19 protein-coding genes and 1 riboswitch are annotated in these 26,604 nt (G+C 46.4%); of the genes, 5 read left to right on the top strand and 14 right to left on the bottom strand.

Going from position 1 to position 26,604, the window contains the following annotated elements; genetic code table 11:
* Positions 1–198 precede the first annotated feature (198 nt).
* Genes L5L97_RS17125 through L5L97_RS17115 form a run of 3 tightly spaced genes read right to left on the bottom strand, consistent with a single transcriptional unit; the run spans position 199 to position 4,710 of the window.
* On the bottom strand, positions 199–1,407 hold the full coding sequence (locus tag L5L97_RS17125; protein WP_263183071.1) for a lipocalin-like domain-containing protein: 1,209 nt from the start codon (positions 1,405–1,407) through the stop codon (positions 199–201).
* A complete protein-coding gene (locus L5L97_RS17120; protein WP_263183070.1) occupies positions 1,407–4,046 on the bottom strand; it encodes an ABC transporter permease in 2,640 nt (879 codons plus the stop codon). The genes L5L97_RS17125 and L5L97_RS17120 overlap by 1 nt, the downstream gene beginning before the upstream one ends.
* Positions 4,036–4,710: an ABC transporter ATP-binding protein gene (locus L5L97_RS17115; protein ID WP_263183068.1), complete on the bottom strand. Its 675-nt coding sequence runs from the start codon at positions 4,708–4,710 to the stop codon at positions 4,036–4,038. Before L5L97_RS17115 ends, L5L97_RS17120 begins: the two co-directional genes overlap by 11 nt.
* A gap of 445 nt (positions 4,711–5,155) precedes the next feature.
* Positions 5,156–5,285: riboswitch (glycine riboswitch) on the top strand.
* A gap of 250 nt (positions 5,286–5,535) precedes the next feature.
* On the opposite strand from L5L97_RS17115, the gene L5L97_RS17110 reads away from it, so the two are divergent.
* From L5L97_RS17110 to L5L97_RS17100, 3 genes are all read left to right on the top strand, one after another.
* Positions 5,536–6,894 carry an alanine/glycine:cation symporter family protein gene (locus L5L97_RS17110; RefSeq protein WP_263178619.1) on the top strand — a complete coding sequence of 453 codons (1,359 nt, stop codon included), beginning with the start codon at positions 5,536–5,538 and terminating at the stop codon, positions 6,892–6,894.
* A 144-nt stretch (positions 6,895–7,038) separates the two neighbouring features.
* Positions 7,039–12,366 (top strand): PAS domain S-box protein, encoded by a 5,328-nt coding sequence (locus tag L5L97_RS17105; protein ID WP_263183065.1) that lies wholly within the window; start codon positions 7,039–7,041, stop codon positions 12,364–12,366.
* Positions 12,367–12,414: 48 nt separating this feature from the next.
* Entirely contained in the window at positions 12,415–13,431 is a 1,017-nt protein-coding gene (locus L5L97_RS17100; RefSeq protein WP_028759378.1) for a two-component system response regulator, read from the top strand.
* 88 nt (positions 13,432–13,519) lie between these two features.
* Here L5L97_RS17100 and ygfZ read toward each other — a convergent pair whose 3' ends face one another.
* Both ygfZ and serA read right to left on the bottom strand, forming a co-directional pair.
* Positions 13,520–14,482 carry a tRNA-modifying protein YgfZ gene (gene ygfZ, locus L5L97_RS17095; RefSeq protein ID WP_263183064.1) on the bottom strand — a complete coding sequence of 321 codons (963 nt, stop codon included), beginning with the start codon at positions 14,480–14,482 and terminating at the stop codon, positions 13,520–13,522.
* Between the two features lie 154 nt (positions 14,483–14,636).
* Entirely contained in the window at positions 14,637–15,866 is a 1,230-nt protein-coding gene (gene serA / locus L5L97_RS17090) for a phosphoglycerate dehydrogenase (RefSeq protein ID WP_105251515.1), read from the bottom strand.
* A 154-nt stretch (positions 15,867–16,020) separates the two neighbouring features.
* On the opposite strand from serA, the gene L5L97_RS17085 reads away from it, so the two are divergent.
* Entirely contained in the window at positions 16,021–16,629 is a 609-nt protein-coding gene (locus L5L97_RS17085; RefSeq protein ID WP_105251516.1) for a DUF2238 domain-containing protein, read from the top strand.
* A 394-nt stretch (positions 16,630–17,023) separates the two neighbouring features.
* Positions 17,024–17,689, top strand: coding sequence for a helix-turn-helix transcriptional regulator (locus L5L97_RS17080; RefSeq protein WP_014611267.1), 666 nt, complete (start codon positions 17,024–17,026; stop codon positions 17,687–17,689).
* A 180-nt stretch (positions 17,690–17,869) separates the two neighbouring features.
* On the opposite strand, the gene L5L97_RS17075 is transcribed toward L5L97_RS17080, so the two are convergent.
* The 9 genes from L5L97_RS17075 to dksA all read right to left on the bottom strand — a co-directional run bounded on the left by L5L97_RS17075 (position 17,870) and on the right by dksA (position 26,599).
* Positions 17,870–19,375 carry a curlin gene (locus L5L97_RS17075; RefSeq protein ID WP_263183062.1) on the bottom strand — a complete coding sequence of 502 codons (1,506 nt, stop codon included), beginning with the start codon at positions 19,373–19,375 and terminating at the stop codon, positions 17,870–17,872.
* 14 nt (positions 19,376–19,389) lie between these two features.
* Entirely contained in the window at positions 19,390–19,809 is a 420-nt protein-coding gene (locus L5L97_RS17070; RefSeq protein ID WP_263163859.1) for a curlin, read from the bottom strand.
* Positions 19,810–20,362: 553 nt separating this feature from the next.
* On the bottom strand, positions 20,363–20,890 hold the full coding sequence (locus tag L5L97_RS17065; RefSeq protein WP_212600465.1) for a DUF4124 domain-containing protein: 528 nt from the start codon (positions 20,888–20,890) through the stop codon (positions 20,363–20,365).
* Positions 20,891–21,279: 389 nt separating this feature from the next.
* Entirely contained in the window at positions 21,280–22,125 is an 846-nt protein-coding gene (gene panC, locus L5L97_RS17060; RefSeq protein WP_263183061.1) for a pantoate--beta-alanine ligase, read from the bottom strand.
* Positions 22,126–22,149: 24 nt separating this feature from the next.
* Positions 22,150–22,947, bottom strand: a complete 798-nt coding sequence (panB, locus tag L5L97_RS17055; RefSeq protein ID WP_263183058.1) for a 3-methyl-2-oxobutanoate hydroxymethyltransferase — start codon at positions 22,945–22,947, stop codon at positions 22,150–22,152.
* A gap of 56 nt (positions 22,948–23,003) precedes the next feature.
* On the bottom strand, positions 23,004–23,492 hold the full coding sequence (folK, locus tag L5L97_RS17050) for a 2-amino-4-hydroxy-6-hydroxymethyldihydropteridine diphosphokinase (RefSeq protein WP_028761775.1): 489 nt from the start codon (positions 23,490–23,492) through the stop codon (positions 23,004–23,006).
* The gene (locus L5L97_RS17045) at positions 23,492–25,033 is read right to left on the bottom strand and encodes a polynucleotide adenylyltransferase PcnB (protein WP_263168359.1); all 1,542 of its coding nucleotides are present in this window, start codon (positions 25,031–25,033) and stop codon (positions 23,492–23,494) included. Before L5L97_RS17045 ends, folK begins: the two co-directional genes overlap by 1 nt.
* Before the next feature lie 19 nt (positions 25,034–25,052).
* Positions 25,053–25,967 (bottom strand): tRNA glutamyl-Q(34) synthetase GluQRS, encoded by a 915-nt coding sequence (gene gluQRS / locus L5L97_RS17040; RefSeq protein WP_263183057.1) that lies wholly within the window; start codon positions 25,965–25,967, stop codon positions 25,053–25,055.
* A 188-nt stretch (positions 25,968–26,155) separates the two neighbouring features.
* Positions 26,156–26,599 carry an RNA polymerase-binding protein DksA gene (gene dksA, locus L5L97_RS17035; RefSeq protein WP_006082967.1) on the bottom strand — a complete coding sequence of 148 codons (444 nt, stop codon included), beginning with the start codon at positions 26,597–26,599 and terminating at the stop codon, positions 26,156–26,158.
* Positions 26,600–26,604: the final 5 nt, after the last annotated feature.

Genomic DNA, 26,604 nt, shown 5'->3' with positions numbered 1-26,604 from the left:
TTGTGTATATCTGGAACCTGTGAACATTAACGGAAGCACAAGTGTGTAGATGGGAATCCAATACTTTTTTACCAATTACAGGTGTATATAAAATTTCTGGGTAAGAGCAATAGCTGACGTGCATGCTTGCGAAATCCTGCGATAGAACATATTTAGGAACAATTAGTTATATTCACATTGTTTAGTATACATAAAACGTTAATAGCCCGTCAGTTCCATATAACCCGTACCTGTATGGCTGCCAGAGAGTTGCACTGGGCCTTCCCAGTAGGGCGTTGATAATGGCATAGCGCTATTGGGATTGAGCGGGGTGATAGTGAGATCGATATTTTCGCTGGGGATTTTTACTTGCCAGCTAACGGGATAGTCGCCATTGACTGTGTGTTGCCATTTAAGAGGCGTCATCTGAATGTCATTGGGATTGTCAGTGGAATTGATGTTGCGACCTGTGCCATCGGTAAACATTCTTCTGGCGCTATAAAATGCTGAGATAGGTGCATTCTTTGCGGACTCTGCCGGAGACTGATCCCGTAACTGAAACAACATCAGCGTCGAGCCATCATTTAACCTGAGCGCGAACCAATCCCAGCCCTGTTGCGTTTTAGTGAGAAATTGCGAGCTCCATTCTCTGTCGAGCCAACCTTGGCCTGTGACTTGCTCCACTTTGCCATTGCGGTTGATTTCACCTGAAATTTCAATAAAGGGTTGGCTGTAATAGTAAGAGGCTACTTGGCCATCGCGACTTTTAAGGCTATAGCCGTTAGCGCCTTGGTATTGTAATGGCGCTTGGCTGTTAAGCTGAAGTCGATAGCTAAAATCAGGATTCTCCACCGTTAAGGTCGCGGGGAAGAGTGCATTGGTTTCACTCTGCCAGTGCCAGTTATCGAGGCGGATTTGATAAGGATCTAATTTCACCTCGGCAAACTCGCTATGGCGGCGTGACCACTTTTCGTGGGCCAAGTGAGCATTACTCGAGGTTAATGCACTGTGGGCTAAATAAAGCTGCTGAGTCTCCCACGTGGATTCACTTTTGGGCGTTGCATCTGTTCCTTGCGGAACTGTTGTTTGTGGAGCGATTGTTTGCAGAGTTGTGGGTTTCAGGGCGACTCTAAACTGCGTCCACTGAGCGCCGAGTTGCTCACCTGTTTCTGTCGTTAAATTCGCGGTCAGATACCACCATTCCTGGCGAAAACTGTTATGTGCCAAGTGATCCCGCGGAAATTCAAATCTATAGCCGGGAACAACAGGCGTAAAGCCCGAATCATCTTGATTAGCAGAGGTTGTGCCTACCACATTGGCCATGGATTTAGATTGAGTGCTTTGCGTCGATGGCGTTTTATCACAGCCGCCGATAAGCATTAACCCAACTACTGCCCATACAATACTGTTTAGATTGAGTGTTTTCATCACAGTGTCTCCTGCTGCAGACTGGCGACCAGTGGTTTACGGGTTTGCCAATACAGCGGTAAGAGTACGGCTAAGGTGCAGGTAGTTAAGGCAATCAGTATTGCATGGCCGTAAGCTTGCCAATCCCAAATCATTTTTATCGTCCAGCCAAAGGCTTGCAAGGTGATCTTATTAATAAGCAGGTAACCTAACAGCGCGCCCGTTGGCATAGCGAGCAGGCAAGTTATCAGCACCACAATCAGCATCTGCATAAACACCATACCGCGCAGAGCATTACGACTGACGCCGAGGGAATACAGCCGTGCCAGTGGTGCTTGCCTTGCCTGAGTCAACATTAAGCAGGCACTAAAGAGGCCAATCGCGGCGACAATCAGCGTCAAACTATTCAGCACTAAGGTAATGGAAAAAGTGCGTTTAAACATAGCGATAGCTTGGGTTTTAATCTTAGTTTGGCTGTAGATTTGCGCTTGGGATAAACCTAACTCAGTCGCCAGTTGGACTTGTAGTTGATCGAGTTCTGCTTCACTTATCCTACTGCCTTGCTCTTTACCGTGAAAACTTGCCGCTAAACTCACCGGCAGTACAGGCAACTGGGCCAGTTGCCAAAGTGGCTGGCTGATAATGACCTCGTTTCGGGTATTGCCGTGGTCATAATAAATGCCGCCAATAATGGTTTTGTTGTTACCTGTTTTCTCGAGTACATCCAATGACACACTATCACCAAGCTGTAATTGGTATTTGATGGCAAGAGGTTCGCTCACCAATACAACGGGTGCATTAAAGTAGGATTGCCACAATGTGGGCAGGCTTTCCTTAAGCGCACTGGTGTGCCGAGTCGAAAATTCATCGCGGCTGAGTAGGCTCACCGGAATTGTCTGCTCGCTCGGATTATCCGTCGAAACTGGCAGTGAAAGCAGGGCTTCAATTTGCCACTGCTGATAAAGACCGCTGACTCTAGGATCGTGTATCAATTGGGTTTGAATCGTGTCGATGCGTTGGCTCGGTGGGCGGATATAGAGATCGGCATGTAAGCGAGTTTCTAGCCAAGTTCGCAGGGTTTGTTCGAAGCTTCCAACGAGGGTGTTCATCGACACATTGGCACTGAGCGCCAGTAAGATCGCCATCATAGCAAGGGAAAGCGGTGCAATAAGCTCACGGGTTTCGGCGAGCAGATATTGCCATAATCCAGGACGTGCCAAGGGTATTAACGCACTGACGCCCCAATGCAATAATTGCGGCAACAATAAGGGAATAGCGATAGCGACGATACCGAGCAACACTAAGCTGATGTTATAGCTTTGGCTGAAGGGAAACAGCAACGCCGCTAAGGTCAATAAGCCACAGGCTAAGGCAAATTGAATGCTATGGGTTTTGCGGTGTGCCTGCATTTGCTGATAACGATTCGCCCCTTGTGCAAGTGCTTGGCGCGTAAGATCTAAATACAAGGGCAAGCAAGCGGCGAGCGCGGCAATTAAGGTGAGGGCAATTGCCTCAAAAAGCCAAGTCCATTGCCAAATACCGGGGAGCAAGTGGGCGCCATACATTTGCTCTAAGGTCATGGCGACCATAGGTTGCAGCCAGTGGCTGAGTTGCAAACCACTGATAAAGCCCAGACTTGAACCTATGACAACTAACAAAATTAATTCGAACATCAGTGCCGTCATCAAGGCGCGGCGCTCTATTCCCTGCTGCAATAACTGCACTAACAGTTTTTGCCGTTTCATTAGGCTGTAGCGCACACCGTTATAGGCGATAAAGAGGCCGACAACGAAGGCTAACATGCTCATGGCATTAAGATTAAGGTGAAAACTGCGGGTCAGCGCTATCAGCGCTTGGCCTTGATCTTGCTGGCTAAAGCTGGCCTTTTGGGGCGTAATCCCTAAAGCGTCGAGTTGGGATTTTAGTTTAGGTAGGTTTTCTCGCTCACTGAACATGGCGATATAGCTCAGTCGGCCTTGCATGTTTAGTAATCGCTGGGCGAGGGACATATCGGCCAATATGGCGCTGCCAAGACCAAAACTGTCATCAATTGCAATGACATCTAAGGTGCTATTTTCTAAAACAAGTTTACCGTTGGGCGCCACTTTGGCAGCTAGGCTGCGGCTCATGATTACTGTGGCTGCGCCGTTGAGGAGATCGGCAAGCGGTAAGTCATTCATCTGTGGCGAGGTGGCTAATTGTGTGCCAGTCGAGGTGTTACGTTTCGATTTTTGTAGTGTCAATGCGGCGACTAAATCGCTGCCTTCCAGTTGCCAGAACTGACCGTTTTTACCGGAGATTTTACCACTTACGATAGCGAGACTCTGACTTAATCCGGCTCGTCTCAAGGCGAAATAGACGGATTCATCTAAAGTGTTTTGTCCAAGGGGCGGCGTGAGTAGCACATCGGCGCGTTGACTCAGTAACTCAGTCGCCTCGCTATAGCTGCGCACGGCATTGTCGTTGGTTGCTTTAACCCCAATCAGCAGAGTGACAGCTAAGGCGATACCGAGCAGAATGGCACCTGCTTGTATGGGCGCATGGCGATAATGGGCGATAAAAACCTTTAGGCTAAGCCACGTCAGCCTCAGCCCAGTTAACCTAAGCCTTGTTTGCTTAAGCGCTGTGGGAGTCGCCTTAGTGAGCCGTTTATTGTTCATAGATAGCGACTGCACCTTGGGATAAATGCCAACGTTTTTGCATGAAGGCGGCGCATTCTTCGCTGTGGGTGACCATCAAGATACTAGTTTGGCTTTCCCGTGCCAGTTCACACAGTAGTGCCATCACTTGTTTGCCTGACACATCATCTAAGTTACCCGTAGGTTCGTCGGCCAGTAGCAAGGTCGGTTTATGGGCTAAGGCGCGGGCGATGGCGACACGCTGTTGTTGACCGCCTGAAAGTGCTTCAACTTGCCGATGAAGTAGTGGCATCAGCCCAAGTTTTTCAACCAGATAGTCACACCAAGGCGACCATGGCTGCGCGGTTAAACTTAAGGAGAAGGCGATATTGTCTTTCACGTTGAGTGGCGTGAGTAAGTTAAATTGCTGAAACACAACGCCCAAGGAATCGCGCCTGAAACGGCTCCAATCTTTGTCTTGCCAAGTTGAGGTTGATGCTTGTTCTAGCAAGATTTCGCCCGAGTCTGGCATTTCAAAACCGGCGATCAGGTTGAGTAAGGTGCTCTTGCCGCTGCCGCTGGGACCTGTAAGCGCCACGGTTTCACCTCTGTGGATCTGTAGATTAACCGCTTGCAGTACTTGATGATATTGCTCACCATCGCGAAAGCCTTTGGTGACTTGGTTAAGCTTAGCGACGTCGGCCATTGAGCAACTCCTTTATATCCATTGGCGGCGGGTGTAGTCAGTAGTGTTTTCAACTGTGGCTGCAGCATATCTTGGCTGCAATTTAGCATTGCAATCCCGTGTTCAAGATAAAGCATTTTCTATTCAGATAGATACTGATTTTTCCTGTAATGGGATCATAAACGGGATCACAAAACATAAATCGTCACTTGCCGTAAAAATAGTCAATTGAATTAAATCCTCGACGAACTGTGAGCAAACGGCTTGAGCTGACGCCGTGTTTGTTGCATTCTGTGCGTCCTGTTAGCTTGGGAGTAAATCTCAATCTAGCAATCCGTTCGGATGAAGGTAGCAGGAGAGTGGGGAATTGACCCCACACCGACGAGGCAACTTTGGTTTTACAGAAGCGAGTATTCTTATAAAAACAAAGCACTCTTTCAGGTGCCGATAGGCGTGGACTGTTACTGGACGAGCCTCTGGAGAGACTACCAGTTGCACTCATTGTGCAATCAGGTGGCGCCGAAGGCGAAAGTGTCGTGGTGTTATTGTATAACCTGCGACGCGAAACGCTCAGGCAAAAGGACAGAGGAGAGGATGACTGCACAGTCCCTGTCGTTTGTCGTCGTGGGCTATTTTTACTCTTTTGCTTGAGATGGAGCACTTTTGCTCTTATTGAAAGCACTCGTGTAGAGCTCTCGCTTGCTACGCTTTTAGCGTTCAGCTTAGGCGATTCTCGGCCGAGATTAGGTCAAAATAGTTCGCTATAGCGTCCGACTGCGGCGCGTCACAGCCATTTCTTTTCCTCCTCCGTTTATTAATTTTGTTGTTTAATATTCGAGGAATATCATGAGTTTTCAAGCTTTACTTGCCAGTATTAATGGCATCGTCTGGGGCCCAATTACCCTTTGTTTGCTGGTGGGTACAGGGGTTTACCTCACTGTGCGTCTCAAGCTTATCCAAGTATTTCGTCTGCCGATGGCGATGGGATTGTTGTTTAAACCTGCCAAAGGTCATGGGGATTTATCTTCCTTTGCCGCGCTTTGTACGGCGCTGTCCGCCACTATCGGTACCGGTAATATTGTTGGCGTGGCGACGGCAATAAAAATGGGTGGCCCTGGGGCGTTATTTTGGATGTGGTTGGCGGCATTTTTCGGCATGGCGACTAAATATGCCGAGTGTATGCTCGCGGTAAAGTACCGTACCACCGATGCTCGTGGGCAGATTGCGGGTGGCCCTATGTATTATATCGAGCGCGGCCTTGGTCTGCCTTGGATGGCGAAATTGTTTGCTCTCTTTGGGGTTGGTGTGGCCTTTTTCGGTATCGGTACTTTTGCACAGGTTAACGCCATCAGCGATGCACTGACGATTGCCTTTGAGGTGCCGACTTGGTTGACTGCAACTGTGTTGACTGTGTTAGTTGCCGCAGTCACTTTGGGTGGCGTAAAGCGCATTTCAAATGTGGCGCAAAAACTTGTGCCTGCGATGTCGATTGGTTATGTGCTGGCCTGCGTGTGGATCTTAGTCGGTTTCTCCGAGCAGATTTTACCCGCCTTAGCTTTAGTGCTTGAATCTGCCTTTACGCCACTCTCAGCTGCGGGGGGCTTTTTAGGGGCGACAGTCGCACAGGCGATTCAAATCGGTATTGCCCGCGGTGTGTTCTCGAACGAATCTGGATTAGGTAGTGCACCCATTGCCGCCGCTGCCGCGAAGACCAATGAACCCGTTGAGCAAGGTCTCGTTAGCATGACGGGTACTTTCTTCGATACTATTATCATTTGCACTATGACGGGCTTAGTGCTGATTATCACTGGGGTATGGAGTGGTGAGACTGCGGGTGCCGCAATGACGAGTGCTGCTTTTGCTCTGGGAGGTTCAGCGCTTGTGGGTCAGTATTTGGTGACGATTGCGCTAGTGTGTTTTGCGTTTACCACGATTTTGGGCTGGCATTATTATGGTGAACGCTGTTGGTATTACTTAGTCGGTGAGCGCGGGTTACGCATGTATCAAGTGGTGTTTTTGGTGCTGATTGCGGGTGGTGCTTTTATCAAACTGGATGTGATTTGGTTGTTGGCCGATACGGTTAATGGTTTGATGGCGATTCCAAACTTGATTGCCATTGTGGGCTTGAGGCATATCATTATCGCCGAAACCCAAAGCTATTTTGCTCGTATCTTACCTAATCAAACCTTAGAGACGGCTTCTTAGAGACGGCTTATTAGTGTTTTTAAAACAACAAATTACTTCACATTATTTTAACTTTAACATTGTCGCCACTAAATTCTTCGTTTACTTTATAAGTGCTATTTTTAAATGCAGTGTTTATAAAATCGAGGGCTTTAGGGCGACGCCATGGAAAAAAGTAAACTTCGTACTTTTCGCAGTAGGATTTTATCCCACATAGCCTTGCCTCTCATTTTAATTATGGCGAGTGTCTATGGTGTAAACGCTTGGTTTAGTTATATCTCCTCAGAGAATCGGCTTTACCATAGCCTGACACAAGAGGCGAGTCATTCGGCTTCTCGTCTGCAGTTTCTGCTCGAGCATGCGCAGGCCAAAACCCAAGGTCTTGCTGATTTTATTGGTTTTTTGTCAAGTAAAGAAGACATGAATGACACTGAGAGTGTTAAAAGTGTCTTGATGAATCGAGTCAAACGTAATCCTGATTTTTTTGGCTCCGCAGTCGCATTTAAACCGAACACCTTTCCTAATCGCAAGCTCTTTTCTCCCTATGTTTACCGCGATACAAGTGGCAGCGACGATCTCCATTATCTCGATATTGGCGCTGAAGGCTACGACTATACCGATGGCACTTGGGATTGGTGGAGTAAGGCTATCAATCAAGCGAACGGTTATTGGTCAAAGGCATACTTTGATGAGGGGGGGGGAAATATTCTGATGTTGACCTATTCGGCTCCTTTTGGTGAGGTAGGCAATTATTTTGGGGTCGCCACGGTTGATTTAGCTTTAGATGGATTGCCAAAACAATTGGGGATTGCACCAAATCGTCTGGTGGTTTTAGACGATCAAGGGCGGCTTATTTATCATGTAGATAAAGAAAAAGTGCTGGCAACGACTTCAGCCCAGTGGCTCGATAAGAATAAAAATGCCGATTTTTGGACGCTACAGGATAAAAGGCTTGATGGTCAAACAAGGTTTGTTGATAACCAAGATGTTGTTTATCTTGCTAGTATTGCGACTGTACCGCAATTAAAGTGGCGTGTGATTGTATTAGCGCCAGAACAAGATTTATTCAACTCCCTGCTTGATGATCTAGCATCTATCATCCTCAATTTAAGTTTATTAACCCTCTTATTATTGCTGACCTGTTATCTCGCGGCGAAACGGTTAACTCGGCCGCTAGAGCTACTCGAGTCGGGTATCTTGTCCTTTGGACAGGGTAAAACTCAGCAGCTCATTGTACCTAAAGGTGCCGTGAGTGAAATTGTGACGCTGAGTACTACCTTCAATCAAATGGCGGAATTACTCGCAGAACGTGAACAAGCCATTCTTGATTCCCGCGGTAATCGCTTTGCGCGCCTAATTGATGGCATGAGTGAAAAGTCTTTCTACTGTTCCCTCGAACCCAATGGTCAACTCGCCCAGGTTAGTGAGGGGGTAACTAAGGTGTTGGGGATTACCCCTGATTTGCTCAAGCGCAAATATCAAAGGCTCTTCTCGGCTAATCCCCTCAATGAGAAGAACTGGGAATATACCGATTTAGCCTTAAAGGGCCAAAATGTGCCTTCGCACCAAGTGGAAATGCTGGATGAAAAAGGGCATTTAAGAAGGCTCGATGTGTTTATGCAGCCATTATTATCAGATACGGGTGAGTTAATGTCGGTGGAGATGTTATTTACCGATGTTACTGAGCAGTTTTCAGCGGCAGTCTGGTCAAATGCCGTACTAGAAGCCGCTCCAGAGGCCATGCTCATTGTCGACGAACTTGGGAAAATCGTCTTTACTAACAGTCGCTGTCAGCAGCTCTTTGGATACGAAACGGGCGCTATGCTGGGTTTGCAGGTTGAGGCGTTATTGCCGCAAGAGTTAGGAAACGGGCATGTACTTGAGCGACAAACATTCCTGCGCGAAGGCCGCGATAGAGGCATGGCAAATGCCCGTCATGTACGGGCGTTAAAAGCCGATGGTAATGAATTTATTGCGGAAATAGCGCTGAGTATTCTTCCTCCTGCCTTTGATGGACAAAGGCAAGTGGCGGCTTCAATACGCGATATGACACAAAAACTGGCCGTTGAGCAGAAGATCCGTGATAGCGAACAGCGTTTTCGTGGCTTAGTGACTAATATTCCCGGCGCCGTTTATCGGACTCGTATCGCGGATGTATGGTTCATGGAATATATCAGTGACAATATTGCTGAGATTACGGGTTATGCAGCGAGTCAGTTTATTGAAAATCGCCAACGTACTTTTGCTTCGCTGATTTTAGAAGAGGATCGGCCTACATGTCATTTGCATATTGATAGAGCACTCGCGCAGCAAGAAACCTTTGAAGTGGAATATCGTATCCGCCATCGCGATGGCAGTGTGCGCTGGGTGCATGAGAAAGGTAAGGCAAGTTATACCGAAGAGGGCGTTCCACTTTGGTTCGACGGCAGTATTGATGACATCACAGAGAGTAAGCTTGCTATAGGGCAGTTGGAGGCTTCGCGCCTGCAATTGACCAATATTACAGAGTCTATTCCTTGTACCGTGTACCAATTGTTGTGGCACTCGCCTACTGATCGCAGATTTACCTTTCTCTCTGGTGCGGCAATGAAAATGCTGGGGCTACATCGCGATGATCTAATGAGTAATTTTGACATCATAGCTGAGCGGATTTTTGATGAAGAAAGGCCGGATGTCGTGCGGGCATTGTCGGGTCAGAGTGAAGACAGACTGCAATGGATACGCGAGTTTCGTTATCGCCATCCCAATGGCAGCATACGTTGGATGGAGGCGGGGGCGAGCGGCCATGTAGAAGAGGATGGCGCCATTACTTGGAATGGGTATGTAATGGACATTACCCAACGCAAGAGCATAGAACAAGAGTTAGCCCTCAGTGAAGCGCACTTTAAGGCACTGTTCGATGGTGCGACCATTGGTATCGTCAATGTGGATGTTAAAGGCGTTATCTTAGATTGTAATGACCAATTCTGTGCCGATATGGCGCGGTCACGGGAGAGTTTACGCAATACCGCAATTTTTGAGGTCCTTAGCGCGCAAGATAAGCATATTGCCAAGGCGCAATTTAAGGAATTGGTCGGTGGCAAAATTGACCATTATCGTGGCGAGAGGAGTTTTATTCGTCCTTCCGGTGCGCCTTTATGGATGACGGTCAATGTGTCGGCATTGTTAGATGCCCAAGGACAATTTGAATCGGCTGTGATCAGCATGGTCGATATGACAGAGCTTAAATTGCTCTCCGATGAACTGTTACTTGCCAAAGAGCAAGCCGATGCCGCCAGTAAAGCAAAGGGTGACTTCTTGGCGAATATGTCCCACGAAATACGCACCCCAATGAATGCCATTATCGGCATGTCGCAGCTGTGCTTACAGACCGAATTAGATAAAAAACAGAAAAACTATGTGGAGAAGATTGAGCGGGCATCGCAGTCTTTACTGTCTATTATCAATGATATTCTGGATTTCTCTAAGATTGAAGCGGGTAAGCTCGACATAGATTCAGTGCCATTTCAGCTCGATACTATGCTAGAAGATCTCAGCGATATGTTCTCTGAAAAAGCCGCCCACAAGCAGATTGAATTGTTATTTGCAGTCGCCCCTAACGTGCCGCGTTATTTATATGGTGATTCGCTACGCTTAGGTCAAGTGTTGATTAACTTGATGAATAACGCCATTAAATTCACAGAACGGGGTGAAGTATTACTGTCGTTAAATCTTGTTGAACAGCAAGATGATGATGTCGTGCTGCGTTTTAGTGTGCGTGATAGCGGCATAGGTTTAACTGAGCAGCAGCAAGCAAAATTATTTAAATCCTTTACCCAAGCGGATACTTCAACCACCCGTAAATACGGTGGTACAGGCTTAGGCTTGGCTATTTGCAAGCAACTCGTTGAACTCATGGGGGGCAATATTGGTGTCGAAAGTCAATTTGGTCATGGCAGCACCTTCTATTTCACTGTGAAGTTACAAATTTCCGAGGGCCAAAAATTAGTGCTTGAGCAAGAGCTTGAGGGCATGTCTGTGCTGGTGGTAGATGATAACGCGACCGCCAGGGACATAATGCGTACAACGCTCGAAAGTATGGGCTTTAGAGTCGATACGGTTCGTTCAGGTGAAGAAGCAATAAGCCGCTGCTTACTGCAGACCTATGAAGTGGCATTAATCGATTGGAAAATGCCCAATATGGACGGGTTAGAAACCGCCCGTCAGATCCAACTACAGGCTAAGTCTCAGCCTAAGATCTTGATGGTATCCGCCCATGCTAATCATGAATTCATCACTCAAATTGAGCAATTAGCACTGGCGGGGTACATCAGTAAACCCATCAGCGCCTCACGCATGCTCGATGGCATAATGAATGCGATTGGCCGTGAAGGCATATTGCCAGTGAGACGCCGCACTGAAGAGCTGGCGCCGCAGTTATTATTGCCACTTCAAGGGAAGCGTATCTTATTAGTGGAAGATAACGAGATGAATCTCGAAGTCGCCAGCGAGTTTTTAGAGCAAGTGGGGATTATTTTATCCATCGCGACCAATGGCCAAATTGCCTTAGATAAGCTATCCCAACAGCATTTCGATCTAGTGTTAATGGACTGTCAAATGCCGGTGATGGATGGTTATCAAGCCACTAAAGCGATAAGGAAAAGGCCTGAGTTGGCAAATTTACCTGTCGTCGCTATGACTGCGAATGCGATGGCTGGTGATAGAGATATGTGTCTTCGGGCTGGGATGAATGACCATATTGCCAAGCCCATAGAAGTGAATGTGCTCTATCAAACCCTATTGAAATACCTCGGATCTTCTTCTGGAATTTCTGCTGCGATAAGGGCGGAAGCCTCAACTCGGTTAACTTCGTCCAGCGCACAGGGTGAAGTCAGCAATGGCGCTGATCAAACGGTATTGCTCAAATGGCCAGAACACCCTGAGCTGGATATCGATAGAGGTTTGCAACTGGTGCAGCATTCGACGCGTCTTTATCAACGAATCTTTGATCGTTTTGTGAGTAGTCAACGTAATGTCGTGGAGCAGGTTCGCAAAGCCATCGCGGCGAATCAAGTCGAAGATGCGGTGCGTATCGCCCACACCCTTAAAGGCTTAGCGGGTAATTTAAGTTCGGCAAAATTGGTGGAATTAGCGCGTTTGCTTGAGTTGCATTTAACAGAGAAAGCGCCCTATGAAGATGAATTAGTTCAAATTCAACCGCTAGTGGCCTCTATCTGCGATGCGATTGAACAGGCTAAGCCTGTGATAGTGAATCAAGCCGAGCCCCAAGCGGTGGACTTGCTATCAGATGAGGACTTGAGAGCCGCATTACGGGTCTTACGTCAGAATCTAGATGAAGCCGATGCCAGTGCTGTGGCAAAAATTGATGCGTTAAAGCCGAAGGTGAGTAGTGCAATGTGGCAAACATTAAGCCCCGCTTTATCTATGATTAACCAGTATCAGTTTGATGAGGCAATCGACTTAATTGACGATGTGATTTCACAGTTAGGATAGAAAGCGGTAGCGCGAATTTATAATGCGTGACATTGAGTGGAGTTGTTAATGGAAAAAGCAACAATATTAGTCGTCGATGATACACCTGAGAATATCGATATTTTGATTGGTATTTTAGGTGATGATTACAAAGTCAAAGTGGCGATCGATGGGCCAAGGGCATTAGCGTTAGTGACAAAATCGCGGCCTGACTTGATTCTACTCGATGTCATGATGCCAGGTATGAATGGCTATGAAGTCTGCAAGCTGCTAAAGCAAGAGCCGCTGACCAGTCATATTCCGGTGATCTTCGTGACCGCCTTATCTGAAATTGCTGATGAAGCCCAAGGTTTTGCATTGGGCGCGGTGGATTACATTACTAAACCTGTAAGTGCGCCTGTCGTTAAAGCGCGGGTTAAAACACATCTTGCGCTTTATGATCAAAAACGTCTACTCGAACAACAAGTTAAAGTTCGTACTCACGAATTAGAAGAAACCCGTTTCGAGATTATCCGTCGTCTTGGTCGTGCCGCTGAATACAAAGACAACGAGACAGGTCTACATGTTGTGCGCATGAGCCATTACGCCCGCATATTAGCGATAAAGCTCGGCTTACCGACGACCTTTTGTGACTTGATTTTTAATGCGGCACCTATGCACGATATTGGTAAAATCGGTACGCCCGATGCTGTGCTGAAAAAGCCAGGGAAACTTGATGCGCAGGAATGGGAAATTATGCAGCAGCACGCTGCCATAGGTGCAGAAATTATTGGTGAACATAGCGATCCGTTATTGCAAATGGCCCGTCGTATCGCCTTAACTCACCATGAGAAGTGGGATGGTTCAGGTTACCCCAATGGCTTGGTTGGCGAAGAAATCCCCCTTGAAGGGCGTATCACCGCGATTGCGGATGTGTTCGATGCGCTGACTTCGCAACGGCCTTATAAGCAGGCTTGGACGATTGAAGCGACTATGGAGCTATTTGAAAATCAAGCGGGAAAACATTTCGATCCTAAGCTGGTGGAGGAGTTCAAGCAAATCCTGCCAGAAGCAATTGCCATTCGAGATACTTATTTAGAAAATTGATGCTCGAAGTGCATTGACTAAGATAAAGGCGCCATTGGCGCCTTTATTCTGCTTCAATATTTTATACTAATCATATTAAATCAAAGTATTACGCTTCATCTAATGAGTAGGGCAGTGCTTGGATCGTTAAATGTGATTGTTCATCGTCGGCAAAACGCAGCTGAGTATCATTAGCCGTGTCATTAGGAAGTACGGCGGTTAACAAGACTTGATTGCCACGCTGCACAAACTCAATGATTTGGCCACCACGGCGAAAACTGTCTTCCATCGCGATTTCGAGGCCTGATGCTAGGGTGATTTGAAGACTAGTGTGACCGCGCAAGATATACAGGGCGCGTTTATTACCACCGCGATATTTCATGCGCGCTATGGTTTCTTGCCCCATGTAACAGCCCTTATTGAAGCTGATACCGTTAACCGCTTGTAGATTACACATCTGCGGTACGTACTGGCTGGCATGGCTGGCGGCAAGGTTGGGGTAACCTGCTGCAATCTCTAACGCTTGCCATGCACTGGCGTCAAATACACTCAGTTCCGATTGCGCAACTAAAGCTGCTGCGGCATCTGGTGTTAATACTAAAATAAAACGTTCAGCGTCTTTTAAAATCGCACCATTTTCAATGAGTGTGAGCTCTTGCTGAATGTCACCAAAATGTTTGTTCACGAATTGGCTTGCCTGTTCACCGGCAACCCCGAGCAGAGTCCACTCAGCGGATGCATTGCTTAGGGTGGCTTTACTAAAAACGGCATATTTTTGTAACTGGGGTAAATCGACTTCGATGGCATCCTTTGGCATCAACATAAAGAGTGCATCTTGAATGGCAAAGGTTCTGAAACTGGCCAGCATTTTACCTTTAGGATCGCAATGGGCGCCCCAGCGCCATTGATCTGTGGCCAATGAGCTGATATCTGTGGTCACTTGGCCATGGATAAAACTGTGGCCTTGTTCTCCAACGACTTTGATGAGGCCCAAATGAGATAAGTTGGCAAGCATAAGTGGAGGCAAGGTAGCGTCCAGATCCCAATGGGGCGTAGAAACTGAAATAGTCATAGCGAGATCCTGAAAATGAAGACGATGTGAGAGGCTAGATTGTAACGGAATTCCAGTTGGCTCAAAAGCATAAGGCGCACATATCTGTGAATGATCTGTGCGCCTTAATATGTGTGCTTTAGTCGATAGGCTTAAAGCGAGTGGAGTTTAAAGTTTAAAACAGCACGCGAGTACGCAATGTACCTTCAATGGCTTTGAGTTCAACTAAGGCTTCTTCCGCTTGAGTTGTGTCTACTTCCATCACGACATAACCAATTTCTGCGGTGGTCTGCAAATATTGGGCGGCGATGTTGATGCCTTTTTCCGAGAAGGCTTGGTTGATCTTGATCAACACACCCGGACGGTTTTGGTGAATATGCAGCAAGCGCGAGGTGCCTTTATGCGTTGGTAATGACACTTCAGGGAAGTTAACCGCAGAAACGGTTGAGCCGTTGTCTGAGTATTTAGCGAGCTTACCCGCGACTTCGATACCAATGTTTTCTTGGGCTTCGGCCGTGCTACCGCCGACGTGCGGCGTGAGGAGAACATTGTCTAAACCGCGTAGAGGACTGATAAATTCATCGTCATTCGATTGTGGTTCAACGGGGAATACATCGATTGCTGCACCTGCGAGGTGACGTTCTTTTAACGCAACGGTTAAAGCTTCAATATCGACTACAGTACCGCGTGATGCGTTGATAAAGATGCTGCCCTTTTTCATTGCTGCAAACTCGGCAGCGCCTATCATGTCTTTTGTTTGTGGAGTTTCAGGGACATGTAAGCTTACTACATCAGCTTGTGCTAATAGGAGTTCCAACGAATGGACTTGTTGTGCGTTACCTAGTGGCAGTTTGTCTTCGATATCGAAGAACACGACGCGCATACCTAAGGTTTCCGCCAGAATGCCAAGTTGAGTACCAATATGGCCGTAACCAATCACACCTAAGGTTTTACCACGCACTTCATAGCTGCCCGCTGCGGTTTTCATCCAGCCGCCACGGTGAGCGATAGCGTTGCGTTCAGGGATACCCCGCATCAACATAATGATTTCGCCAATCACGAGTTCTGCAACACTGCGAGTGTTTGAGAAGGGAGCGTTAAATACTGGGATACCAAGGGATTCGGCGGTGGCAAGGTCAACTTGGTTGGTTCCAATACAGAAACATCCTATCGCGATTAACTTCTCGGCACGTTTCAGCACCTCTGCAGTTAATTGGGTACGCGAACGAAGTCCCACAAAATGCGCATCTTTAATGGACTCAAGTAAGGCTTCATCGCTTAAGGAAGCTTTGTGGTATTCGATATTAGTGTATCCCGCACGTTCAAATACATCGACCGCAGATTGGTGGACGCCTTCCAACAGCAGGATCTTGATCTTATCCTTGTCCAGCGAATGTTTCGCCATGATATGGGTACCCTCTAATTAATAGAAATGTTTCTTATGATATGCTCACAACCTTCACCCACCAAAGTAGCACTTTTTTTGCTCAGTGTGGAGGGCTAGATGGCTAAAGTTAATATTCTAAATTTAGAACAATATCGCATAAGAGGAAGAAACATTGAATAACAAAATCGCATGGTGCGGTATTTACCTCTCAGTTTTGGTGTGGTCGGCGATAAAACCCGCAGATCCTTTCACGTGGTGGCTCGAAGCCTTGCCTGCATTGATTGCTGTACCGATTTTATTCTTTACTCGCAAACGTTTTCCACTGACACCTTTAGTATATTTTCTCGTCTTAATACACTGCTGTGTGTTGTTTGTAGGTGCTCATTATACTTACGCTGAAGTGCCGTTATTCGACACGATTGCCGATTGGATGGGTTCAGAACGTAATAATTACGATAAAGTGGGTCATTTTGCGCAAGGTTTTATCCCAGCCATGCTCGCCCGTGAAATTATGTTGCGTAATCAAGCTGTTAAACCTGGGGCTTGGTGTGCGTTTCTTGCCACTTGTTTTGTACTCGCTTTTTCGGCGTTTTATGAACTGATCGAATGGTGGGTTGCCGTGGCAACTGGCGAAGGGGCTGAAGCCTTTTTAGGGACTCAAGGCTATGTATGGGATACCCAATCTGACATGTTTCTTGCCCTCATTGGTGCTATTGTCGCGTTAGCTTTACTGTCTCGTTTTCAAGATAAACAAATCGCGAGACTCAAGCAGAGGATTTAGCGGCTAAAAGTGGGTGATGCTCTCTGTTTGAGTTGTAAGACTTTCTTCCCTGAAATATATGGTGTGAGTGTGATGACATTGAGTTGTCATACTTTAGTGTTGTTATTGTGTTTTCTTTGTGTTGCAACTTTGGATTGATAACGTCATAGTTGGAAAGTATTAGGTGCTGGGCGTTGGCCAAGTAAAACGGTATTTTTGACTGTTATTCCATTTTATTGTGGTGAGTTAGTCGAACCTACTAGCATTAAACAGGGAATAGTACATTTGGGTGATGTTTTTCAATCGTTAACTAGTCAGAATTAACTAGGTTAATGGAATGTTGAAAAATCTAACTAAAAAGACGAGTCAAACATACCATTTTGCAATAGAGAATACTTTTCAGGGAGGAGAGTCATTGAGCACAATTAATGAATTGGTTTTTTTACACCAAATGGCCGCGCCATGTCATTTAGCGTTACTCGCTGAATCCATAGGTTTGAAAACGCGTATAGTAAAGCATGCGGCAGAACTGGATTTAGACAAGAGTCGCCGTAGTTTTTATCTGATCACCCAAAAAGGTTCAGCATTAGATAACAAAGGGATACCTCTGTTAGCTTCGCGATTAGTGTCACATTTTCCTGTGGCGTTGTATCAAGTTGAGCGAGACTCCTTAGACCAAGAATCTGCAATGTTACTCGGCATTCGAGGCATTTTATTTGCCGATCAACGTATGGATCTGATGTTAACGGGTTTACGTAAAATGGTGGCAGAGGAACTTTGGTACGATAGAACTTTGCTAAGCAAAATGTTTCGCCGTGTCGTACAAAAGTTAGAAGGTAATAATGAAATGCCCTCTGATACTGTGGCTATGCTGCAGATGCTGACATCCCGTGAACGCACTATCATTCAATTCGTATCGAGTGGTGCGAGGAATAAAGAAATCGCTCATAGGTTATGTATCAGCGAACATACAGTGAAGGCGCATATTTCTTCTATTTTCCGCAAGACACAGTCTCGTAATCGGGTTGAGCTTTTACGTTGGGCGCAAACCTATCAAACTCACTTTGAGCTGTGCAGTTAGTCAGTTAAAGATATTGGTCGTTAGCTTTTCGCTGTGAGTGGTTAATGTTAATGTTAATGATTACTAGCATATCAACATAGAAAAGCGGGAATGTTTATTTAAACATTCCCGCTTTTTGTTTAACACCCTTTTTATAAACCACCACCAAAGAGTTTAGCTGTGGTGGTTTAACAGTATTGACTAGTATTGCACTACAGTGGCAACGTTCATATTGCCTGATTGGTTCACGTTGATGCTGTTGTTAGTGCCCGCTTGAGAACCTAACACTAAGTTGTCATTACCCGTTTGAGTGATTGACAGGCTGTTATTGTCACCGCTAACGCCAAATGAATTTGAAGCAAATGAAGTGTCGCTATCGCCGCCTACCCAGTTACCGTTACCTGATTGAGTAATTTGCGCGGTGTTTTCATCACCTTCAATAATCAGGTCAATAACGTTAAGATCGCCACTTTGAATTGCGCTGACATCGGCATTGTTGTTGCCAGCAACAGAAATCAATGTTTCGTTCTCAGCGCCATCTTGCTCAACATCAACTTCGTTATCGCTACCCACGGCATCTACATAAGCAAAGTTCTCATCACCTTCTTGGCTAACTTCAATACTGTTATCTTCACCATCAGCGAAGGCAATGATTTCGTTGTTATCGCCTTTAGAAGATAAATCGAAGTCGTTATCTGTACCGTATGCACCAAAGGTTGCGAAGTTCGCATCGCCTTTTTGTTTCAAGTCAACGTCGTTGCTATCGCCCCATACTTGGAACTCTGCACCGTTGACATCGCCTTTTTGAGTGATAGTAATATCGTTATCATCACCTTGGATATCGGCCACTAAAGTATCACCGATAGTGTTGCCGCTGCCATTTTGGGTAATATCGACACTATTGTCATCACCTGTAGTCATCGCAAGATAAGCCGTGTTGCCGGTACCTTTTTGATCCATTGAAATATCGTTTTTGCTGCCGGCCAGTGCGTAAACGAAGCCTACATGGTTATCACCCTTTTGGACCATGTCTACTTTGTTGTTGTCGCCTGCAATACCCTTAGCCGCGCCAAAGTTGTTGTTACCCGCTTGATTAACAGAAACGTCGTTGTTGTTACCCACGTTAGCGGTTAAGTCGAGAGCGATTAAACCCGCTTGGTTGTTGTCACCGATTTGTGTGATTTTACCGTCGTTGTTGCTGCCTTCAACGCGAAAAACTGCAAAGTTAGCATCGCCTTCTTGCTCAACAAACACGCTGTTTTCAGCGCCAGTGATTTCAACTTGGCTTTCGTTGACTTCGCCTAATTGGTTAACGAATACCGTGTTATCGTTGCCAGTAACATCGCTACTGCTTTGGTTAAAGAAACCATCTTGCGACACATTTACATTGTTGTTGTCACCTACAACATTTGCACTTGCCACATGCCAGTCAACTTGTTGCGTTATTTGGACCTTGTTATCATCACCCGTTGAATTAATAGCCGCTTCATGCCACACACCGTCTTGGATGACGGTTGCGGTTTGATCTGTACCTGTTTGCACAACCGCAGCAGCGTTAAGGCCACCCGTTTGTGAGACTAAAGTGTCTTGGGCTTGGCCTGACTGTACTACGCTAATTTCGCTCACTGTACTGGCAGCAAAAGCTTGACCACTTAAACCTGTTGCAATGGCCAAAGCAATAAGTGATTTTTTAGCTTGTGATTTCATGTGACGCTCCCTGTTTAATATTGAGTTATTGAGATTGCAGCACCGTCCGCAATCTGTTGAATCGAAAAGTTGCCGCTTCCTAGTTGGTTCAGTTGCACGAGATTGTCATTGCCAATTTGTGTCACTGAAGCCGTATTTTGACTGCCGACTTGCAGTAGTTGGACTTCATTGTTTGAACCAATCTGTGTGATTAGCGCATCGTTATCATTGCCCACTTGTGTTACATCGGCCTTGTTATCGCTGCCTGACTGGAACAGTAATCCTTGGTTGGCAGTGCCTTGTTGAACCAGCTCGATAAGGTTATCGCGACCGGAACGTTCCAGTAATGCCTGAAGGGTTACAGGTAACTCGTTGACATTCAGCTCTTGTGCTGAAGTCATACAACTACAGAGCAAGATCAGCGGCACCAAAAAGCGTCTAGAGGTATTTGGCACGGGTGACTCCTTGCATCAAATATCTTGGGCTGCTTAAAGCAACTTGCATCCCAAATTCAGACCTGAAGATACGAGTCCCGTTAATATGTCGCAATTGGCCAAACGGGTATTTATTCTAGAAAGGATTAACGGAAGGTAAATGATGGCTGTATTTATATCGTATTGATTAAATAGATTTTATATTTTTATTGGCGTGTTTTTATTTAAGGGGTCTAGCCTAGTTGTCCTAGTAGTTAAGTCGTATTTGTTGTGAAGAGAGTATTTGATTTTTAAACAATGCAATAACAAGTGAAGGGAAATACATCGACTATCGCGTTTGCATTTTCTTGATAAAAAAGTACGCGTTTGTGCCAGCGAGAAACTGCTGAGGAGTTTAATTAACTGTAGCAACCTATGTCATTTACCCAGTGTGCAACAACAGGCTTCTTGTCCTTGCGGTAATGAATCCTAGGTTAAATAAAGGGACATTACTGTGAGCGGAAAATTAACCATTATTATGATTGAATTCCTTAATGGGGTAGAGAAAAGATTAATACTACTGTTTTATGCGAGATCAGTGCTTTTCTGGTTCTTTTAACTCTTCATGGAATGCTTCGGTACTGATTTGGCTTTTACGGTCTTTCAGTTGTTGCATCGCGCTGTTATTACTCACAGTTAACGCATTGAAGCGAGTATTGATATCGTCCATTTCGTTAATGTATTCAGGATCGGTTTTCTCTTTATTTTGCCAATAACGCTTACGTTCTAATTTTTGCAATTCACTAGCTCGCAGGATTTCAAAATAGCTATTTTCCTGCTTAAGACGATATATCTCGCCGTCGAGTAACTGCAATAATTTTTCTTTAGAAATGGTTCGGCTATTCAGTAGAGTGTGTAAGGGATCGACAGGAATGTCTCTTTTATCAGAGTCTACTTCAGTCGTTATCCCTAACTGGTATTCGATTTTATGTTGGCTAAATTCCTGCGGACAAGCGGTTTGGCTAAAGACAATTTTGTCATCTTTACGGCATTTATAAATGGTATTTGCCTGTATTGCAGTGGGCAAAATAACACAAATTAGGGTGAGTATCAGTCTTGCCATGAGGCCACAAATCCTTTGTACACTTGCATAGCTATTATGATTTAATTGTTTGATTAAGCATGATAAATAATGATTATGACGTTTACATTATTATGCCTTTATAACCGCTTTTATTAGGCTTAACTGGCTGTTAAGCCTAATAAATTAAAGGATTAGCCATGCATCATTAGAAGGTCAAATTCACTCGTCAATGTCTGCCGCTAAACATTTACCTTAAATTAACATCTGCATCATACTATGGCGTAAATTTAGGGATAAAACCAGTTTTTTGACGCTTCAAATTTTTGGCGCTTGGATTGATTCTAAAGAAGAAAATAGCTTCTGGTCGGTCATTGGGTAAATAAAAAGGAGCGACTGCTCCTTTTTATTTATTGATAACGCTTAAGAGATTAGCGATCGAACCTTAAGTTGTCGATAAGTCGCGCTTTACCTATATAGGCGGCGGCCAAAATGACTAAGGTTTGGTCTTGGCTCTGCGCTTTCTCAAGCGTGTGGGCATGACGAATTTCCAGATAATCCGGCGTAAAGCCCGCCGCCACTAAACTGATTTTCGCTTGCTCGGTGACAGTATCAACACTCTGACCTTGTTTGATCCCTGCAGCCATAGCATCTATTGCCTGTTTTAACGCTGGTGCCGCGGCTTTTTCTGCGGCGGTGAGATAACCATTGCGCGAACTCATGGCTAAACCTGAGTCCTCACGTATGGTATCAACACCGATAATCTCAATCGGTAATGACAAGTCTTCAACCATAGTTTCAATGACTAATAGCTGTTGATAGTCTTTATTGCCAAAGAGTGCCACATCGGGCTGTACTATGTTGAATAGTTTACAGACGATAGTCGCAACGCCTCGAAAATGCCCCGGACGGCTAGCGCCGCAGAGCAGATCTGAAATACCTGGCACTTCAACATAGGTTTGTTGCGCTAAGCCCTTGGGATACATCACGGCTGGTGTTGGGGTAAACAGCAACTCAGCGCCAGCGGCGGTGAGGGCTTCACTGTCGGCGGCAAGTGTGCGTGGGTAGGCATCGAGATCTTCATTCTGGCCAAATTGCATTGGATTGACGAAAATCGATACCACCACATGATCACAACGTTTAGCCGCTTCTTTCACTAAGGTGATGTGTCCCCGATGGAGATTGCCCATGGTCGGCACGAAGGCGACAGTTTCGCCCTTGGCACGCCATGCACGCACTTGAGTGCGAATATCATCAATATGGGCGCTAGTGATCATTGAGCCTTACCTTGCATAAATCTGTTATTTGTTAAAAGTGTGTTCTTCGCCAGGAAAAGTTCCTTGGGCAACTTCGTCGATATAAGCACGTACCGCAGAACGAATTTCACCCGTTTGTTTTAGGTAGTTTTTCGAGAAACGTGGAATGTAACCACTTGAAATACCTAACACATCATGCATCACCAAGATTTGACCGTCGGTCGATGCGCCTGCGCCAATTCCAATGACAGGAATCGTTAAGGCTTGAGTGATCGCTGCAGCGAGAGGCGCAGGGATACATTCTACGACTAATAGTTGAGCACCCGCGGCTTCTAAAGCCTTAGCTTCGTCGAGGATGCGCTGGGCATTTTCGGCATCGCGGCCTTGCACTTTAAAACCACCAAACACATGAACCGACTGAGGCGTCAAGCCTAAGTGGGCACACACAGGAATACCGCGTTCGGTAAGCATAGTGACGGTTTCGAGTAACCAGTGGCCGCCTTCGACCTTGACCATGTTCGCGCCAGCTTGCATTAACTCAGTGGCGTTGACCATAGCTTGTTCTGGCGTGGCGTAACTCATAAAGGGCATATCGGCGATCAGCAGGGCACGTTCAATACCGCGACGAACACAGCGAGTATGGTAAGCGATTTCTGCTGTAGTGACGGGCAGGGTATCGTCATGGCCTTGGAGAACCATTCCCAAAGAATCGCCGACCAGCAGCACATCGACACCTTCGCTATCGAACGCGCTGGCAAAACTGGCATCATAGGCTGTCAGTGCCGTGAATTTTCTACCTTCCTGTTTGTATTTCAACAGGGTTGAGCTAGTAATTTTAGACATATGGATGATCTTCAAACCAAATAGAAGTGGTGTTATAAGCTAACTGAGGACGGACTTCAATGATCAATGCCCAGTTGTTGTAACTCGGCCAACATTTTTGTATCGATAAGACTGTCGATGGCAGTGTTGCACGGCAGAATCAGATCCGGTGCAATTGCGGCTAAAGGCACGAGCACAAAGCCGCGCGTTTTCATGCCGTAGTGGGGCACTTTGAGTCTAGGAATGTCAATGTTCTCATTACCATACAAGAGTAAATCGAGATCTAAGGTTCTCGGCCCCCAACGTTCTAGGCGGATTCGTCCTTGGGTGTTTTCAATATGCTGCAGTGCATCGAGTAAAGCTAATGGCGCAAGATCAGTATCGAAACTCGCCACCGCGTTAATATAATCGGGTTGCACGACATCGCCCATGGGCGTCGAATGGTAATAGGGAGAAACGACGAGACTATTGCCTAAGGCTAAGGCGGACAATGCCATCACGGCATTGTCCAATTGCGCCTTGGGATCTTCAAGATTTGCGCCTAATGCGACGTAGACGCGGGGCATTATTCAGCCGTTTTAACTTTAGGTGTGCCATTCGCTTTAGGTGTGCTCGTCGGCGCTGAACCATCGGCATTAGGTGCACGAGGACGGCGACGACGTTGGGTGGCATTACGGTTGCGGTTTGGCGATTTACTGCCGCTACGCGCTATGGCTAAACGTTCTGTTTCATCGGCTTCGACAAATTGTTGCCACCAAGCGGCACTTTTAGCGACATTACCCGCTTCGACTTCGCCCCTGAGTAAGAGTAAATCGTATGCGGCTCTAAACTTAGGATGCTCCATCAGTTTAAAGGCGCGGGTGCCTTGGCTACGATCAAAGCGTAACTGCAACTGCCAAATGTCTTTTGCCGGCGTACTAAAACGGCGCGGAATACTAATGGTTTGGCATTGCTGCTCCATCACATCGCCCATGGCGGCAAAGAAGGCATCGTATAACGTCAGGCCACTTTCAACGGCAATATCTTCGGCGCGTTGACGCAGTGGATACCAGAGAAGCGCAGCATAGAAGAATGAAGGTGTGACCGGCTTATCTTCGTTAACTCTTTGATCTGTGCTCTTCATGATGGCCTGCACCATTTTCATGGTCGTACCTTTAGGATCATCTTTTAGCAGAGCGGCCACTTGCGGAAATAGCGGTGCGAATAACTTGTATTCTTGCATTAATTCGAAGTTGGCTAAGGCTTTGCCTGCAAAGAAGAGTTTCAACACTTCTTCGTACATACGCGCTGCCGGAATATCTTTTAGCAGCGGCGCTAATTGTTTAATCGGTGCGGCTGTGACGGTTTCGATACCCATGTTGAGTTTAGTGGCGAAACGCACCGCCCTTAACATACGCACGGGATCTTCACGGTAACGGGTTTCTGGATCACCGATTAATCTTAGGGTGCCAGCTTTGAGATCGGCCATACCGCCGCCGTAGCTGCGGATCGAGTAATCGCTGATATCGTAATAGAGGGCATTGACGGTAAAGTCGCGGCGCTCGGCATCTTCATCGATTTCGCCATAGACGTTATCGCGCAGCAAACGCCCTTCGGCATTGGCTTTAGAGACTTTCTCATTACTTTCGCCGTGGTGACCACGGAAGGTGGCGACTTCAATCACATCGCGACCGAAAACAATGTGTGCTAAGCGGAAACGGCGACCGACAACACGGCAATTACGGAATAATTTTTTGATTTCTTCCGGTGTTGCATTGGTCACTATGTCGAAATCTTTCGGTTCAATCCCTAAGAGTAAATCACGTACACCGCCGCCGACTAAATAGGCTTTAAAGCCTGATTTATTCAGTCTGTATAATACCTTAAGGGCATTCTCGCTGATTTGTTTGCGCGAGATGGTATGGGCATCTCTTGGTACTAACTCTAAACTCAAAGCACCGGAACTTTGTTCAGGTGTTGTTGGTTCAATCTGAGCTGGAGTCGGAGCGGTCGTTTTAGGCGCGTCTTCAAATAGCTGTTTGCAGAATTGGCTGATACGGCGAAAAATGGGACACCTCGAAATATGATCTGTTATTTGATTAAAAATCTGGCGGCTATCATATACCAAATGCGGCCTAATGAGTATATCAGGGCTCGATCAGTATCTCAGATTGTTGCGGTATAGTGGATAATTGAAACTGATCCACGGCTTGAGCGAGCATTTTCGCCACAGAACCATGGGTCTCAATGGGTTGTTGGCCTAAAAATGCCAGCGCCGCATTGAGGCTCGCCTGTGGATTAAGTGTATCAATTGCCTGTGCATGATTCTGTTTTGAGAGCTTAAAGCCTTTACTTAAGCAGGCGAGTGGCAAGTGCAGCCATTGCGGTGCGGCTAAACCAAAGCTTTGATACAAACTCAGTTGGCGACAACTGGCTTCGATTAAGTCGCAGCCTCGAACCACTTCGGTGACCCCTTGATAGGCATCGTCGAGCACCACAGCCAATTGATAGGCGTACAGGCCATCGCTGCGTTTGATGATGAAATCCTCTGCGGCAAAATGGCGATCAACGCAAATATGGCCCATTAGATTGTCATCAAATTCTTGCACTTGCGCCGTGTTGACGATTCGCACCGCACCCGACCTAACAAGATTTGCAGACTGGGTTTGTGGCAATCGGTGGCAGCGGCCATCGTAGACGCCGCCCATGGCTTGAATTTGCTTGCGACTACATTGGCAGAAATAGGCTTTATCTTGGGCGAGCAGCGAGTCAATTTGCGCTTGATAAGCCGCTGTGCGCTGGCTTTGATACAGAGGCACATCATCCCACTCAAATCCATAGGCTTCTAAGGTGCGTAAGATATCATCGGCGGCGCCTTTGACTTCCCGCGGTGGGTCTATATCTTCGATGCGAATTAGCCATTTACCCTGTTGCGAGCGGGCGCGCAGATAACTGCCAAGGGCGGCGATAAGCGAGCCAAAGTGCAAGGCACCCGAAGGCGAAGGCGCAAAGCGGCCGACATAGGGCTGGCTGGATAAATCGGAATGTAATGGCTTTGACATAACAACTAGATGGCGTTTTAAAGTCGCGACGGTAAAAGTGGATGTATTTTAGAGGGATGCCAAGAGAAAAGCGAATCGGGGTAAATTGGAGTGAGCTTGGCTTGAGCTCGTCGAGTTTACGAGTTGCTAGAAACAATACGAGTTGCTAGAAACAAATAGGCGGGGAAATCCCCGCCCAGTATGCTTGATTAACCAGCCATTTGTTTCTCTTTGATCTCTGCAAGCGTTTTACAGTCGATGCATTGATCGGCTGTTGGACGCGCTTCGAGACGGCGGATGCCGATTTCGATACCGCAAGAATCACAGAAGCCGAAATCGTCCTCTTCAATTTTTTGCAGTGTTTTTTCGATTTTTTTGATCAGCTTACGTTCTCTATCGCGAGCACGAAGTTCGAGGCTGAACTCTTCTTCTTGTGCTGCACGGTCAACAGGATCGGGAAAGTTTGCGGCTTCGTCCTGCATGTGGCTAAGAGTACGGTCGACCTCTTCACGCAACTGATTGCGCCAAGCTTCAAGAATTGTCTTGAAGTGACCCAGTTGCTTAGCGTTCATATACTCCTCACCCGGCTTTTCCTGGTAAGGATTTACACCTGCGATAGCGAGTACGCCAAGTTTTTTGGTGCCTTCAGGCATAACGC

Origin of the sequence: Shewanella sp. SM71, assembly GCF_025653905.1 — a bacterium.
Lineage (GTDB): Bacteria > Pseudomonadota > Gammaproteobacteria > Enterobacterales > Shewanellaceae > Shewanella > Shewanella oncorhynchi.
Note: the sequence above shows the minus strand (reverse complement) of the source record. Positions and strands in the feature narration are given on the sequence as shown.